Origin of the sequence: Luteococcus peritonei (assembly GCF_039526385.1) — a bacterium.
GTDB lineage: Bacteria > Actinomycetota > Actinomycetes > Propionibacteriales > Propionibacteriaceae > Luteococcus > Luteococcus peritonei.
The window spans coordinates 185976-199306 of sequence record NZ_BAAAIX010000013.1 but is presented as its reverse complement, the minus strand read 5'-3'; the positions used below and the strand labels follow the sequence as shown (position 1 = coordinate 199306).

At 64.8% G+C, this 13331-nt stretch carries 13 protein-coding genes, 1 tRNA gene and 1 pseudogene; 8 read left to right on the top strand and 7 right to left on the bottom strand.

The genetic code is table 11. From position 1 onward, the window contains the following. Positions 1–14 precede the first annotated feature (14 nt). Together ABD073_RS06030 and ABD073_RS06025 are read right to left on the bottom strand one after the other, a co-directional pair. Positions 15–560, bottom strand: a complete 546-nt coding sequence (locus tag ABD073_RS06030) for a DUF2382 domain-containing protein (protein WP_343873027.1) — start codon at positions 558–560, stop codon at positions 15–17. A 98-nt stretch (positions 561–658) separates the two neighbouring features. Next, positions 659–1390 (bottom strand): GntR family transcriptional regulator, encoded by a 732-nt coding sequence (locus tag ABD073_RS06025; RefSeq protein WP_343873025.1) that lies wholly within the window; start codon positions 1388–1390, stop codon positions 659–661. Between the two features lie 135 nt (positions 1391–1525). Between ABD073_RS06025 and ABD073_RS06020 the strand changes: the two genes are divergently transcribed. From ABD073_RS06020 to ABD073_RS05995, 6 genes are all read left to right on the top strand, one after another. Beyond that, a complete protein-coding gene (locus tag ABD073_RS06020) occupies positions 1526–1987 on the top strand; it encodes a PTS sugar transporter subunit IIA (protein ID WP_343873024.1) in 462 nt (153 codons plus the stop codon). A gap of 27 nt (positions 1988–2014) precedes the next feature. After that, a complete protein-coding gene (locus ABD073_RS06015; RefSeq protein WP_343873023.1) occupies positions 2015–2305 on the top strand; it encodes a PTS sugar transporter subunit IIB in 291 nt (96 codons plus the stop codon). Between the two features lie 5 nt (positions 2306–2310). After that, complete coding sequence (ulaA, locus tag ABD073_RS06010; protein WP_343873022.1) at positions 2311–3696, top strand: PTS ascorbate transporter subunit IIC; 1386 nt, start codon at positions 2311–2313, stop codon at positions 3694–3696. Continuing rightward, on the top strand, positions 3693–4550 hold the full coding sequence (locus ABD073_RS06005) for a transketolase (protein ID WP_343873021.1): 858 nt from the start codon (positions 3693–3695) through the stop codon (positions 4548–4550). Before ulaA ends, ABD073_RS06005 begins: the two co-directional genes overlap by 4 nt. Further along, a complete protein-coding gene (locus tag ABD073_RS06000) occupies positions 4547–5497 on the top strand; it encodes a transketolase family protein (protein ID WP_343873020.1) in 951 nt (316 codons plus the stop codon). The genes ABD073_RS06005 and ABD073_RS06000 overlap by 4 nt, the downstream gene beginning before the upstream one ends. 405 nt (positions 5498–5902) lie before the next feature. Beyond that, positions 5903–7180 (top strand): hypothetical protein, encoded by a 1278-nt coding sequence (locus ABD073_RS05995; RefSeq protein ID WP_343873019.1) that lies wholly within the window; start codon positions 5903–5905, stop codon positions 7178–7180. Positions 7181–7335: 155 nt separating this feature from the next. Here ABD073_RS05995 and ABD073_RS05990 read toward each other — a convergent pair. Further along, positions 7336–8454: pseudogene (locus ABD073_RS05990) on the bottom strand (ISL3 family transposase); the annotation flags it as partial. A gap of 6 nt (positions 8455–8460) precedes the next feature. Between ABD073_RS05990 and ABD073_RS05985 the strand changes: the two are divergent. Both ABD073_RS05985 and ABD073_RS05980 read left to right on the top strand, forming a co-directional pair. Next, positions 8461–9327 carry a hypothetical protein gene (locus ABD073_RS05985; RefSeq protein WP_343873018.1) on the top strand — a complete coding sequence of 289 codons (867 nt, stop codon included), beginning with the start codon at positions 8461–8463 and terminating at the stop codon, positions 9325–9327. A gap of 644 nt (positions 9328–9971) precedes the next feature. Next, on the top strand, positions 9972–10136 hold the full coding sequence (locus ABD073_RS05980; protein ID WP_343873017.1) for a hypothetical protein: 165 nt from the start codon (positions 9972–9974) through the stop codon (positions 10134–10136). A 435-nt stretch (positions 10137–10571) separates the two neighbouring features. Here the strand turns inward: ABD073_RS05980 and ABD073_RS05975 are convergent, their stop codons facing one another. From ABD073_RS05975 to ABD073_RS05960, 4 genes are all read right to left on the bottom strand, one after another. Next, the gene (locus ABD073_RS05975; protein ID WP_343873016.1) at positions 10572–11021 is read right to left on the bottom strand and encodes a helix-turn-helix domain-containing protein; all 450 of its coding nucleotides are present in this window, start codon (positions 11019–11021) and stop codon (positions 10572–10574) included. A 108-nt stretch (positions 11022–11129) separates the two neighbouring features. Further along, the gene (locus ABD073_RS15525; protein ID WP_386751406.1) at positions 11130–11402 is read right to left on the bottom strand and encodes a hypothetical protein; all 273 of its coding nucleotides are present in this window, start codon (positions 11400–11402) and stop codon (positions 11130–11132) included. Between the two features lie 413 nt (positions 11403–11815). Beyond that, positions 11816–11891, bottom strand: a tRNA-Thr gene (locus ABD073_RS05965). A gap of 87 nt (positions 11892–11978) precedes the next feature. Then, entirely contained in the window at positions 11979–13184 is a 1206-nt protein-coding gene (locus ABD073_RS05960; RefSeq protein ID WP_343873015.1) for an amino acid aminotransferase, read from the bottom strand. Between the last annotated feature and the right edge of the window lie 147 nt (positions 13185–13331).

Here is a 13331-nt window from a genome sequence, read left to right as displayed (position 1 = left end):
TCGTGCGTGCTGGCTCAATTGCGCTCGTCGAGGACCCGCTCGCGATCCAGCACGCCGGAGTCGGCGCCCTCCACCACAACCTCCTCGCGTCGGATCTGGTCGCTGATCCGCACCATGGACTGCTGGGTGTCGACGATCACCTGGACACGCTCGCGCGGGACTGCGACCACCTCGACGTGCGGCACCTCCTCGTGGAGCACGTAGTCGACCACCACGCGGCTGTCGACGGTGTCGGTGGAGCCGCGGACGGTGCCGGGGTGGCCCTTGGGCGCCTGCTCGTCGCCGAGGTACTCCACCACCAGCTCCTCGCGCCGCACCGGCACGGTGATGGTCTTCTCGCCGTGGACGATGCAACGGGTGACACGGACCCGGCTCCACTCGTGACTCTCCACCTCGGCGGTGAGCTGCTCGGCGTGGAGTGTGAGCTCGTGGTCCCCACGATCGGGGTAGTCGTCTGCCCGGAGGCCGGTGCGTTCGTCGGTCTGGCGGTACGCCTCCCGCTCGGTCACCGTCTCGAGACGCTCGCCGATCGGCTGGTCCAGGTTGCGGTCCTCGGTCATCGTGACTCCTCGCTCGTCGGTCCGCCGCAGCGGCTCGTCCATCGATCGTGTCACAGGGCCTCGCGTGGGTCACCGTCGCTTCACCCATGGCAGAACGCCTACTGGGACGGCTCCTTGCCCACGCAGATCGAGATCTCGCCATGACCCGGCGCATGCGTCGTCATGCTCAGCGCGACCAGTCCGCCGGTCTCGTCGAAGACCACCGACTGCATACCCAGCAGCGGCGTTCCCTCGGGCACCTCCAGCAGTTCGGCCACCCCGCCACGGGCCCCCACAATGCTCACGGTCAGCTCGTTTCTCTCGAGGATCACCCCGTGCGCACGGCCGAGGTAGTCGAACAAGCTGGCATCGGTGAAGTCATGGTCGACGATGTTCGGGTAACGGACCCCGTCCAACCAGGTGACGCAGTGCTGGTGCAGCTGGTTGTTCACATAGCGCAGGCGCTCGATGCGTGCCAGCGGGCTGCTCGGAGCCAGACCGAGCCGACCTGCCATCTCGATGTTGAAGACCACTTCATTGCTGACCACCGTGGTGGCAACGCGGTTCCCGAGCAGGGCCTGCTGCTGGTGGAAACCGATCACCCGCGCGCTCAGGTTCTCACGGAAGACCTGGGGGATCGTGGGCCGGGCGACGAAGGTACCTCGTCCCTGTTCTCGGACCAGCAGCCCTTCTCGCTCCAGGTCGCCCAGGGCCCGCCGCACGGTGATCCGACTCACCTTGTAGGCCTCGCAGAGATCGGCTTCGGTCGGCAGCTTGTCACCGGGCTCCATGTCCACGATCCGCTTGGCCAGAAGGTCATGCAGCGCGGCATGTTTCACGACGCCGGCCATGGACTCCCCTTCTGCTGACCCACGACGGATGCGTGGACCTCGAAAGTACACCGCATGACGCTCTTCCCTATCCATCCCGTACCTGCCTATGCTAGATAAAGGTCATAACAACATGACAAGTCAAGGGGGATGGTCATGTCCGGCACCGCAGGAGAGATCTCTGCACGTCACGTCCAGTTCAGCGACGAGGAGCTCGACTGGCGAGCCGCCATCGCACTCGCGGCCCAGCCACTGGTCGACGACGCCAGCATCGAGCCCGGCTATGTGGACGCGATCATCGCCACGGCGGAGAAGATGGGCCCCTATTTCGACTTCGGTCGAGGCGTCGCCATGCCGCATGCACGTGGTGAGGGCCTGGTCCATGCTCCGGCGCTGACCGTCCTGCGCACGCGACGCCCTGTCCTCCTGCTGGACGACCCGAAGCACCCAATCGATGTGTTCCTAGTGCTCGCGGCCCCCGACAACACCTCCCACCTCAACCTGCTCAGGACCCTCGCGACTGTCCTGACCGACCCGGCCCAGGTGGAGGCCCTCAAGGCCTCCACCGACGCCCAGACCGTCGTCGACATCGTCAACGGCATCCCCTCCAACGGCTGACTCAGCCACCACATGAAAGGCAGAACAATGAAGTTCCTCGCAATCTGCGGATCCGGCCTCGGCTCCAGCTTCATGGTCCAGATGAACATCGAGAAGATCCTCGGCGAGCTGGGTGTCAGCGGCGTCGAGGTGGAGCACTCCGACGTCTCCAGCGCCAGCGACGGCGATGCCGATGTCTTCTTCCTGGCGCGCGACGTCGCCGAAGGAGTCAGCTTCAGCAACAGCCGTACCGTCGTGCTCAACTCCATCATCGACATGGACGAGCTGCGCACCAAGGTGACCGACGTGTGCCGCGAACTCGGACTCGTCGAGGGCTGATCTCCATGAAGCCCATCCTCGACTTCCTCCAGTCGATCGCCTCCACCCCAGCCTTTCTGGTGGCATTGATCGCCTTCCTCGGGCTGGTCCTGCAGCGCAAGAGCGTCGGCGACACCACCAAGGGCACCATCAAGACCTTCATCGGTTTCCTGGTGCTCGGCGCCGGCGCCGACGTGGTGGTGGGATCCCTGACCCCCTTTGGCGATCTCTTCCAGCAGGCCTTCCACGTGCGCGGCGTCGTCCCGAACAATGAGGCGATCGTCGCGGTCGCCCTGAAGGAGTACGGCACCACGACGGCCTGGATCATGCTGCTCGGAATGGTCTTCAACATCGTGATCGCCGCCACCACGAGCTTCAAGCACATCTTCCTGACCGGTCACCACACCCTCTACATGGCGTGCATGTTCGCGGTGATCTTCACCGTGGCCGGCTTCCGGGGCATCGGCGGCATCGTGGTGGGGGCGCTCGCCCTCGCCGCGATCATGTCGCTGTCGCCCTGGATCCTGCAGCCCTTCATGAAGGCCATGACCGGCAAGGATGACATCGGGCTCGGCCACTTCGGTGGCGGTGGCTACTGGCTGGCCGGCGCCATCGGCAGCCTGATCGGTCGGCAGGCCGAGAAGAAGGACGTGAAGGTGCGTTCCACCGAGGAGATCAAGTTCCCCAAGGGCCTCGCCTTCCTGCGTGACTCCACGGTCGCCATCGGTCTCACCATGATGATCATCTACGTCATCGTGGTGCTCTTCGCCGGCCCCTCCTTCGTGAAGGAGTACAACCCCGAGGCGGGCAACTACCTGATCTACGCCATCACCCAGGGCGGCAAGTTCGCCGCTGGCGTCTTCATCATCCTCGCAGGCGTGCGGTTGATCCTTGCCGAGATCGTGCCGGCCTTCAAGGGCATCTCCGAGAAGCTCGTGCCCAATGCCATCCCTGCCCTGGACTGCCCGATCGTCTTCCCCTTCGCACCGAATGCGGTCCTCATCGGCTTCATCGTCAGCTTCATCGGCGGCCTGGTCTCGATGCCGGTGATGGCCGCCCTCGGACTGTCGATCGTCCTGCCCGGCGTGGTCCCGCACTTCTTCTGCGGAGCCACGGCAGCCGTCTTCGGCAATGCGCGCGGCGGGTGGAAGGGCGCGGTGGCCGGCGCCTTCGTCCACGGTGTGGCGATCAGCTTCCTGCCGATCGCCCTGATGCCGGTGCTGGGTTCGCTCGGCTTCGCCGGATCCACCTTCTCCGACTTCGACTTCACCACCATGGGCATCTACTTCGGTCTGCTCGGCAAGTACGGTCAGCCGGCCGTGCTGCTGGGTCTGGCCCTGGTCTATGGCGCCATGATCGTCGGCACCATCGTGACGCGCTCGCGTCGCAGCAAGACGGTAGGCGCGGCATGAGCTCGCTGGCCACCGCCGGGACGCTGGGGCTTGACCCCGGCGTCCTGGCGCGACGCATCCGTCATCTGCTGCTGAAGGAGCTGGTGGGCATCGGCTATGGCCACTTTGGCGGCAGTCTGTCCATCGTGGAGGCCCTGGCCGCTCTCTACGGGCAGGAGATGCGGATCCGCCCCGACGATCCGCAATGGGAGGGGCGCGATCGCCTCGTGCTGTCCAAGGGGCACGCCGCGCCAGCCCTCTACGCAGCCTTGGCTGCGATCGGCACCATTCCCACCGGTTTGCTGACCACCCTGAATGCGAACGGCACGATGCTCCCGTCGCATGCAGACCGCGTGAAGGTCCCCGGCGTGGAGATGACGACGGGCTCGATGGGACAAGGGATATCGGCTGCGGCGGGCATGGCCTACGGTCTTCGCGCAGCCGGCCGCGACAATCGCGTGTACGTGATCGCCGGTGATGGCGAGCTCAACGAAGGTCAGTGCTGGGAGGCGGCACAGTTCATCGCCCATCACCGGCTGACCAACCTGGTCGTCCTGGTGGACGACAACAAGAAGCAGCTCGACGGGCCGACACGGGAGATCTGCGAGCCCTTCGACCTGGTGGAGAAGTTCACTGCCTTCGGCTTCGAGGCGCACTCGGTCGCTGGCCAGGATGCCACCGCGATCAAAGAGGCTCTGGTGCGGGCACGGGCCGCCACAGAGCGTCCTGTCTGCCTGGTGCTCGACACCCTCAAGGGTGCCGGCGTCCCCTACCTCCAGGAGATGGCGGCCAACCACCATGTACGCCTGGATGACGAGGGCAAACGCATCCTGTCAGCCGTGCTCGCCGATCTGGACGAGGGGGCGGAACGATGAATGATCCGATGGCGGGACTGGAACTCCGCAAGGCCTATGCCCTGACGGTGGCCGAACTCTTCCAGCGCTTCCCCGAGGAGATCTACGCGCTCGAGGCCGACCTGTCGACCTCGATGTCCACGGACTCGCTCAGGGCGACGATGGGGAGCCACTACGTGAACGTGGGGATCATGGAGGCCCACATGGTCGGCACGGCAGCCGGCCTGGCCGCCGTCGATGGCTTCGCCTTCGTGCACTCCTTCGGCCAGTTCCTCACACGCCGCGCGATGGACCAGGTCTTCGTCTCGTTGGCCTATGCGCAGCTGCCGGCCTGCCTGGTGGGCTCGGATGCCGGCGTGACGGCTGAGCACAATGGCGGCACGCACATGACCTTCGAGGACATGGGCATCATGCGGGTCATCCCCGGGATCCACGTCTTCGACGTCTGCTCCCCGGTGCAGTTGGCCGCGGTATTGCACCGGGCGCGGGAGAGAAAGGGGCTCACCTACGTCCGGACCCAGCGCAAGGCCCCGGCCCTGGAGGTCTACCCGGAGGGCTTCGAGGCCGGCGATCACGGTGCCGTGGTGCTGCGAGAGGGAAGCGACGTCAGTCTGTTCGCCTGTGGCATCGAGGTTCCCGAGGCATTGGCGGCAGCCGACCTCCTGGCGGAGCAGGGCATCAGCGCGGAGGTGGTCGACGTCTTCCAGATCAAGCCGCTGGATGAGGAGGTGGTCCTGCGGTCGGCCCGTCGCACCGGGGCCGTCATCTCCTGCGAGAACCACAGTGTCACCAATGGTCTTGGTTCGGCCGTGGCAGAGCTGCTCGGCGAGCGCATGCCCACCCCGATGTGGCGAATCGGAGTGCGCGAGCAGTTCGGTCAAGTGGGGACCACGCAGTACCTGATGCAGCAGTACGGCCTTGATCGCGAATCGATCAGTCAAGCCGCTCGGCGGTTGCTCGGCATGTAGCGCTGTCGGTGCCGAGGATCCGCATCCTCGGCACCGACACCCGCTGGCTGTCAGCCCGCGGGCCCGGCGGGCAACCCGTGCCCAGACGCAAGCAGAAAGCCCCTCTGACGAGGGGCTTTTCTGGAGCCGCCTTGGGGGTCGAACCCCAGACCTATGCATTACGAGGTTGTCCCTGCGAAGCGAAGCCCATGGATCAGGCCACCTCGCCTCACGAGCAGCAGACGGGCGATGAGAGCCAGACATGGAACGCGACGGTAATTCAGGGGCACCGCGGGGGCACCGTGCGTCAGTGCCACGGCTAGCCAGAAGGCCCCAAGCCCCGCGCCGACCACAACCGATGGAACAACACTCCCCCAGATCGCGCCAGCTCTGTTCAGTGAGACCCGGCCATGACAGACTACCTACATGGTAACGGTGGCACTGGAAGATGTTTTCACGCCCGGAGGCAACCCGGACGTGACCTATAATCCTCGGACTGCGCAAGAGTTCGAGAAGGAAATTGGCAAATTCATCAAGAACCATCGAGGATCAGTTCTCACCGTTTCTGGACCTAGCAAGTCCGGAAAGACAGTAGTAATCAAGCGTTTCTTCCCTGAAGAGGACGTGCTTTGGATTTCTGGTGCCGACATCAAGAATATCGATGATTTCTGGAAGATTTGTGCCGACCACTGCAATGTCTGGCCAGACATCTCCCGCAAGAGCGGATCTCGGGTTTCTCAAACTCATAGGGTGAGCGGCAACCTCGGAGCTGCCGGCGTGGCCAACATCGGCGGAGATTTCGGAGGTGGAACTGAGGAATCTGGCGAAATTACGGAATCTGCCCAGACCCCCCTCGGTCAAGCACTCAGAAAAGAGTTAAACTCGCGAAACGCTCGAATCGTGATCGACGATTTCCATTATGTTGCCGAAGGCGTTCGCGAGGATCTAATTCACGCGATCAAGTGGCTGGTCGCAGGCTGCAAAGTGATCCTTATCGCCGTTCCCCAAGAGGCTTTCCGCGTAATGCAAGTGGAGCCTGAGATGGTCGGCCGCGCTTGGAGTCTGCCCATCACCTCTTGGTCACAGGACGAACTCGCGTATATTGCAGAGGCCGGCTTCAGGGCGTTGAACATCTCCGATGATTCAGGGCTAATCAGCGAGTTCGCCAAGGAGAGCCGCGGGGCACCGCTATTGATGCAGCTCCTTTGCCTGGAAGTCTGTGAGGATGCTGGCATCGAAGAGACACAGACAACAAAAATTCCTGTGGGGGCACCCCCGCAGTACGACACGTTTTATAGGCGTGTAGCAAATAGGAACGTGCCAGGAGTTTTCTCCGCGTTGAAGGCTGGTCCACGCAGCAAAGGGCAGCCCAGACTTGCAAGAAACTTCAGGTCGGGCGTCACGACAGATATTTACGGGGCGATCTTGTATGGAATTTCCCAGATGGATGGCGACCGGGAGATCTCTACCCAAGCTCTGGGGAGAATTATTTCGGCGGGAATCATCGATGTACAACCGCCCACCTTGCAGCAAATTTCATCAGCCCTTGGAAAGATGAAGGAAATCGCCGCAGATAACCGCGGAAAGAGCGACGCAGCACTGGACTATGTAGATGATCGACTCTACATCGCTGACCCCTTCCTTGCGTTTTACATTTCCCACGGAAGCTGGGATTACCCCAAACCGCCGGACTTTGGGATCTAACGCCTTGGCGTGCGAGCGGAGCGAGGGGAGCCAGGCCGCCGAGCGGAGCGAGGCCTTGACCCCATAGAGGTCAATCGAGCAACCGCTCTGCGGCCTGCCTCCTCCGCTACTTTTAGTAGTGCGCTAAGCACCCCACTAGGAGAAGTCATGGCCCTTCACAATTCGGGGTGTAGGTCCGATCTGAATCCGCCGGCTTCCAGGAGGGATCTGGCGATGTAGTGGGTGAGGTTGCGGAAGCCGAGGGCTGTGCCGCGGAGGTGTTCGAGGCGGCCGTTGATGGCCTCTGTGGGGCCGTTGCTGGAACCGTGGTGGTCGAAGAACGCCAGGATTTCATCGCGTCGCTTGGTCAGGGTTCGGCCCAGCTTGGCGACCTCGACCAGGCTGCTGGGGACCGCTGTGCCGATCGCCTCGATCAGGCGAGTCATGATCTTCTTCCCCTCCTGGCGGCTGCGGGTGCGGTAGGCGGTGATCATGGTCTGGTAGACGCCCCAGGTGGCTTCGACCTCAACGTGGCGGTCATCGGCGAACAGCGCGTCCAACCGGCGTTGCTGCTTGTCCGTCAACAGATCGGCGCCGGTGTGAAGAGTTCGCCGTGCTTGGTAGAGCGGATGATGCTTACGGCTCCGAGACCCGTGCAACGAGACCTGGACCCGCCTGCGGCAGATGTCCAGAGCGTCCCCAGCGAGCCGGATCACATGGAAGGGATCCATCACCGTGGCAGCTTTCGGCAGTTCTTCGGCGGCGGCGGTCTTGAAGCCGGTGAACCCGTCCATCGCCACGATCCTCACTTGGTCTCTCCAAGCCTGCGGCTGCGACGCGAGCCAGGTCTTGAAGGCCTGCTTCGAACGTCCCTCGACCATCGCCACCAGCCTCGACGAACCGGTTCCTGTGCTGACGGGTGTGAGGTCGATGACGACGGTGACGTACTTGTCGCCCCGGCGGGTGTGGCGCCACACGTGCTCGTCGACCCCGAGGACCGTCACGTCGTCAAGTCGGCCGGGCTTGTCGATGAGCAGCCGCTGGCCTTCGGCCAGAACTGCGTCGTTGGCGGTGTTCCACGCGACCCTGAGCGCGGCGGCGATGCGGGACACCGACAAGTGGTTGACCACCAGCGCTTCCAACGCCCACCGCAACGCCCCGTTCGACAGACACGAGCGTGGGTTCGCCGCGCAGGTGAGGTCCTGGCGCCAGATGTATCCGCAGCCGGTGCACTGGTAGCGGCGCAGCCGGACCCGGAGGGTGGTGGGGCGCCACCCGAACGGCACGTGCGCCAGGTGGCCATGACGGCCGCCGGACGGCTCGGGGAACAACTTGCCCGCGAGCTGGAACGCCAGTCCCGCGAGGCACAGGCGCGCAGCGAGCAGGCCGCCCGCGAGCTAGGGGAGCGGCTCAGGGCCGAACGGGAGGCCGCCCGCGCGTCCCTCGCGCCGGTCAACAACAACGAGTGGTGGGACACCGCCAGCGGCGAGGACGTGACCAAGGCGTACACCACTGCCCGTGCGTGGAGTGAGCTGGACCCCGAGGCCAAGCAGGCCGAGGAGCGCATCGTGCGCGAGGTGCGCGAGCGCTACGGCATCGACGTGTCAGACGCCCCCGACCAGGTGGCCGTGTCCGAGGCCATCGAGCGGGCCGAGCGTGCCCGCGCCGAGGCCAACGAGCAGAGGAGCGCGGCAGGCGATGACCGCGCGGAAGCCGTGGGCGTGACCAGCCAGGCCGACGCGATCGACCGCGCCGCAGAGGCCCAGCTGTTCGCCCGTCTCACCGAGGACAGTCGCGAGTTCGTCGAGGACATGCGCGAGCGGCACGGCATCGACGTGTTGGACCCGCGCGTGGACGACAACACCATGCGCGAAGTGGTGGGGGACGCCGCACGGGCCGACTACGAGCACGAGCACACCACCGCCCAGAACATGCGCGGTGAGGCGGGCGTGGCCTACGACAGCGCCGAGCGGCGCGAAGCCCTGGCGCACAGCCTGGACGGGATCGAGAACAGGGCAGCGGTCGACGCCCGGTTGCGGTCCGACGTTGCCCAAGGGCGCCCAGCGGCAGACGCCGTAGCCAAGGCGCCAGGCCAGGCGCCGAAGGCCAAGAAGGCACCCCAAGGCATCCAGGGGCGTCAGGTGCAGCGGCAAGTCAAGGGGCGCTAACTATTAACGGACGTGAGTGAGCGGGGCCAAGGCGCCGCCGGCCTGCCTGTTGATTGTTTGGTGGCCGCTCTTCCCGATCTAGCTTCCAGGGCTATGCTTCCCGGAACCACGAACAGTGGTCCTTCTCGCTGCGGTTCGGCTCACCCCCGAGGTTTTACTTCTCGCGCAGAGAGATCTATTTCTATTCAAAGGAGAATAGGTTCTGATGAAGATTTCTCGCCTACGGCCTGTCCTGATGACTGCTGCCGTACTCGTTTCCATCCCCCTTCAGGGTTCTGCTGCGTTCGCCGCGCACGAGCAAGATCGCCACGACCAGCCCAACGACGATCGCTCCGGCCAAGAGCACGCCGCCGGGCACTGATCTGGACTCCCTCGTGCGGGGGATCCAACGTCATCTGGTTGCCGTTCCGGGCGGGTACTACTTCGACTCCACCAAAGCCAAAGCTGCTGGGGAGAGTGCGTACGTCCTCACCGCAGGCGACAGCTACAACGCTTTGGCTGCTGACATGAAGGCCCACGGGCCGAACCAGTCCTCGACGGGTACGGCGCGGACAGCTGCTGCCGCCATTCCTGTCTGGGGAAATTGGTGCGGTCCTGGCCACAGTGGACCTGCAGCACCGAAGGACACCCTGGACACTATCTGCATGCGCCACGACAAGTGCTACGCGGCCCGTGGCTACTTTGACTGCTACTGCGATGCCCAGCTCAAGGCCGAGATCGACCGCTTCTCGGGTCAGATGGGCTTGCGCGAGCGGGCGATGGCCGCAGCGATCAAGGTCGCATTCACCGCAACCCCCTGCAAGCCCTAAGTGAGCCTCATGCAATCACCCAACAGGCCCGTGACAACCGGAGCAGCCCTTCTCGTCGGATGCGCTGCGGTCGGTTATCTCGTCCTGAGGGGCACGGCTAGCTCTTCCCAGAGTTTGGTTGTTTTGGGGGTGATTCCCGTGGCAGGTTTGCTGGCAACTTGGACGGCCATCAGGTCCAATCGGCCGTATCTGGCCTGCGCCAGCTTCCTGTTTGCGGTGTTCGGGATTCCCCTAACCATTGGCCTTGTCTACCTTCGGTCGGGAGTCTGACCAAGACCGGGCTTGAGCCGGCGGGAGCTGACGCCTTCGAATCATAAGTGATTGGTGCGGCCTCTGCGGTCTGTGATGATCACCTGGCCTCCTTGCCATGCGACGGCTCCCCCGGCTTGTTCGATGTTGTTGAGGCATCGGCTGGCTTCGGCCTGGTGTCCCGCGTCAAGTAGTTGGCAGGATTTCGGGCTCGGGAAAGTTGGGGACAATCGGGTCGGCAGGCCGCGGTGGACCTGTGAGGGCCGGTTCCAGGCCAAGGCCTCGTGGGGTCGGATGGTGTTGAACTCGGCCCGGGCGGGCCGTGATCTTCTGGGGTTCCCGCACGGGCTCGCCGTCGAGGTCGAGGAAGCGACGCCGGTGCAGGTTGTGGAGCCGTAGGTGGCGTTGGATCGTGGAGGTCGAGACCCGCAAGCCGTGTTTCTCGGCGAGTTCGGTGCTGATCTTGGCCGCGGACCACTTCTTGGCCCGGCGCAGCTTCAGCGCTTCCTCGATCACGTTGTCGGGGGTTCGGGTGGGGCTGGTGTGTGGGGCGCTGGAGCCGTCCAGCAGCCCTGGGTCGCCGAGGTCGCGGTGCCGGTTGACCCATTTGGAGGCGCAGGCGCGGGAGATGCCCAATCTCCTTCGCGACGTGGGCGATCGGGCGGTGCTGGCAGCGTTCCGCGAGCCGGCGGCGGCCCTCCAGGGACAGGGGTGCGTTAGCTAACTAAGCGCCGAGTCTGTGCTCTATTTCTCGGTGAGATCAGTGAATTCTATGCCCTCACGGGCTAGAAGCTTGTCTGTCAGGTCGATTGTCGCCAGATACCACCAAAACATCCAATCGTAGAACGCTGGGTCGAAATCACTCTTCTGTTTGTCATTTTCGTGATCGGGCTCGATCGGGCGACACAACAAGACAGCGCGCTCGCCGGTCAGGCACTGGCCGACGACCCTCAGACCGAGGTCGTCAAGCTGGCAGAACGTGGTCAGATCAGGGGTGGTGAAGGTAGCGTTGTCCATGTCGAGGTCTTTGGCGATGGCTGTGTGAGAACTTCCATCATCCAAGGACCTCGATCCCTGTCACGACCCGGCCCGGCTACCGGCCTACACCCCCATCTGTGAAGAGCCGGAATCGGGCTGGGCAACGGCTGAGCATGCGCATGGACACGGCATGGCCGTGTACCGGCTTGGGTCAAGTCCCGGCAAGTGGTGTAACCGCTGGTGATCCTGTGTGAACCGCCAGCCACACCCCGCCCGGTCACCGCCGAGCCCCTCGAACCGCAACCCGGAACCAGCTTCTCCTGGGAAGACGGCAACGGCATCCAAAAGGGCTGGGGCAGCCAGCGACCATGACACGCCCAAAGCCATGCACACATTTCTGCCGCTAACCCGCATCCAGACGAGCAAAAAGCCCCTCTGACGAGGGGCTTTGGTGGAGCCGCCTTGGGGAGTCGAACCCCAGACCTACGCATTACGAGTGCGTTGCTCTGCCAACTGAGCTAAGGCGGCACAGCCCGCGAACGGACTGGAGAGAACTATAGCGAGGCCGGGCCCCTCGACGCGAAACGAGCCGTCGAGGGGCACCGGCCAGCCGCCTCAGCCCTCCGCGCGGCGCACCTGGGCGATGGCCCGGGCCACCACCTGGACGTTGTCCTCGTTCAGGCCGGCCACGCACATCCGGCCGTCGTCGGTGCCGTAGACGCCGAAGTCGCTGCGCAGCTGGTGCATCTGCGCCACCGACAGCCCAGAGTTGCTGAACATGCCATTCTGCTCGGCAACGAAGTCCATGTCCTCGACGCCCTCCTCGCGCAGCCCGGTCACCAGCGCCTCGCGCATCCGGCGGATCCGCTCCCGCATCCCCGCCAGCTCGGTCTCCCACGAGGCCCGCAGCTGCTCGTCGCCCAGCACCTCGGAGACCACCCGCGCACCGTGCGTCGGCGGGTTGGAGTAGTTGGTGCGGATCACCCGGCACAGCTGGGAGCGCACCCGCACGGCCTCCTCATCGTCGCGGCAGACCAGGTGCAGCGCGCCCACCCGCTCGCCGTAGAGCCCGAAGGTCTTGCTGAACGAGTTGCCGACGCAGAAGCGCTGGCCGGACTCGGCGAAGACCCTGATGGCCACCCGGTCGGCCTCCAGCCCCTCGGCGAAGCCCTGATAGGCCATGTCCAGGAAGGGCACCAGCTCACGTCGCTTGGCCCCCTCGGCCACCTGGCGCCACTGCGCCTCGTCGATGTCGTAGCCGGTCGGGTTGTGGCAGCACGCATGCAGCACCACGACGGTGCCCGGCTCGGCTGCGGCCAGGTCCGCGAGCATCCCGTCGACATCAACACCGTGCGCCTCGTCGTCGTGGTAGCGGTAGCGGCCCACCTCGTAGCCGGCGCCCTCGAAGATCGCCTGGTGGTTCGCCCACGAGGGATTGCTCATGATCATCTTCGACGCACCCAGCAGGCCGCGCAGGAAGTCCGCCCCCTCCTTCAGCGCCCCCGAGCCGCCCAGGGTCTGCACGCTCGCCACCCGCTGCTGCTCCAGCAGCGGCGAATCAGCCCCGAAGACCACCTCCTGGGTGCGCGCCACGTAGTCGGGCAGGCCCCCGATCGGGATGTAGCCGCGGGGGGCCGGGTTCGCGGCGATGCGTCGCTCGGCCACCTCCACGCACTCCGGCAGCGGCAGCCGCCCCTGCTCGTCCAGGTAGATCCCCACGCCCAGGTTCACCTTCTGGGGATGGGTGTCGGCGGCATACAGGTCGGCCAGGCCCAGGATTGGGTCGCCCGGGTAGTACTCGATGTCGTCATAGCTCGGCATGAGGCCTGACACTAGTGGCCGGACAGCACCCCCACCAGAGCGAGCAGGCCGGCTCAGGTCGCGGCCACGGTTTGTGGGGATGATTTGGGCTCGTAGTCGACCCAAATCATCCCCACAACCGACCACCGGCCGCCCGCTAGGCTGACC

Bases quoted from the DNA above. Each gene is read 5' to 3' on its own strand.
- ABD073_RS06030 (WP_343873027.1), bottom strand. From the start codon at position 560: ATGACCGAGGACCGCAACCTGGACCAGCCGATCGGCGAGCGTCTCGAG.
- ABD073_RS06025 (WP_343873025.1), bottom strand. From the start codon at position 1,390: ATGGCCGGCGTCGTGAAACATGCCGCGCTGCATGACCTTCTGGCCAAG.
- ABD073_RS06020 (WP_343873024.1), top strand. From the start codon at position 1,526: ATGTCCGGCACCGCAGGAGAGATCTCTGCACGTCACGTCCAGTTCAGC.
- ABD073_RS06015 (WP_343873023.1), top strand. From the start codon at position 2,015: ATGAAGTTCCTCGCAATCTGCGGATCCGGCCTCGGCTCCAGCTTCATG.
- ulaA (WP_343873022.1), top strand. From the start codon at position 2,311: ATGAAGCCCATCCTCGACTTCCTCCAGTCGATCGCCTCCACCCCAGCC.
- ABD073_RS06005 (WP_343873021.1), top strand. From the start codon at position 3,693: ATGAGCTCGCTGGCCACCGCCGGGACGCTGGGGCTTGACCCCGGCGTC.
- ABD073_RS06000 (WP_343873020.1), top strand. From the start codon at position 4,547: ATGAATGATCCGATGGCGGGACTGGAACTCCGCAAGGCCTATGCCCTG.
- ABD073_RS05995 (WP_343873019.1), top strand. From the start codon at position 5,903: ATGGTAACGGTGGCACTGGAAGATGTTTTCACGCCCGGAGGCAACCCG.
- ABD073_RS05985 (WP_343873018.1), top strand. From the start codon at position 8,461: ATGACGGCCGCCGGACGGCTCGGGGAACAACTTGCCCGCGAGCTGGAA.
- ABD073_RS05980 (WP_343873017.1), top strand. From the start codon at position 9,972: ATGCGCCACGACAAGTGCTACGCGGCCCGTGGCTACTTTGACTGCTAC.
- ABD073_RS15525 (WP_386751406.1), bottom strand. From the start codon at position 11,402: ATGGACAACGCTACCTTCACCACCCCTGATCTGACCACGTTCTGCCAG.
- ABD073_RS05960 (WP_343873015.1), bottom strand. From the start codon at position 13,184: ATGCCGAGCTATGACGACATCGAGTACTACCCGGGCGACCCAATCCTG.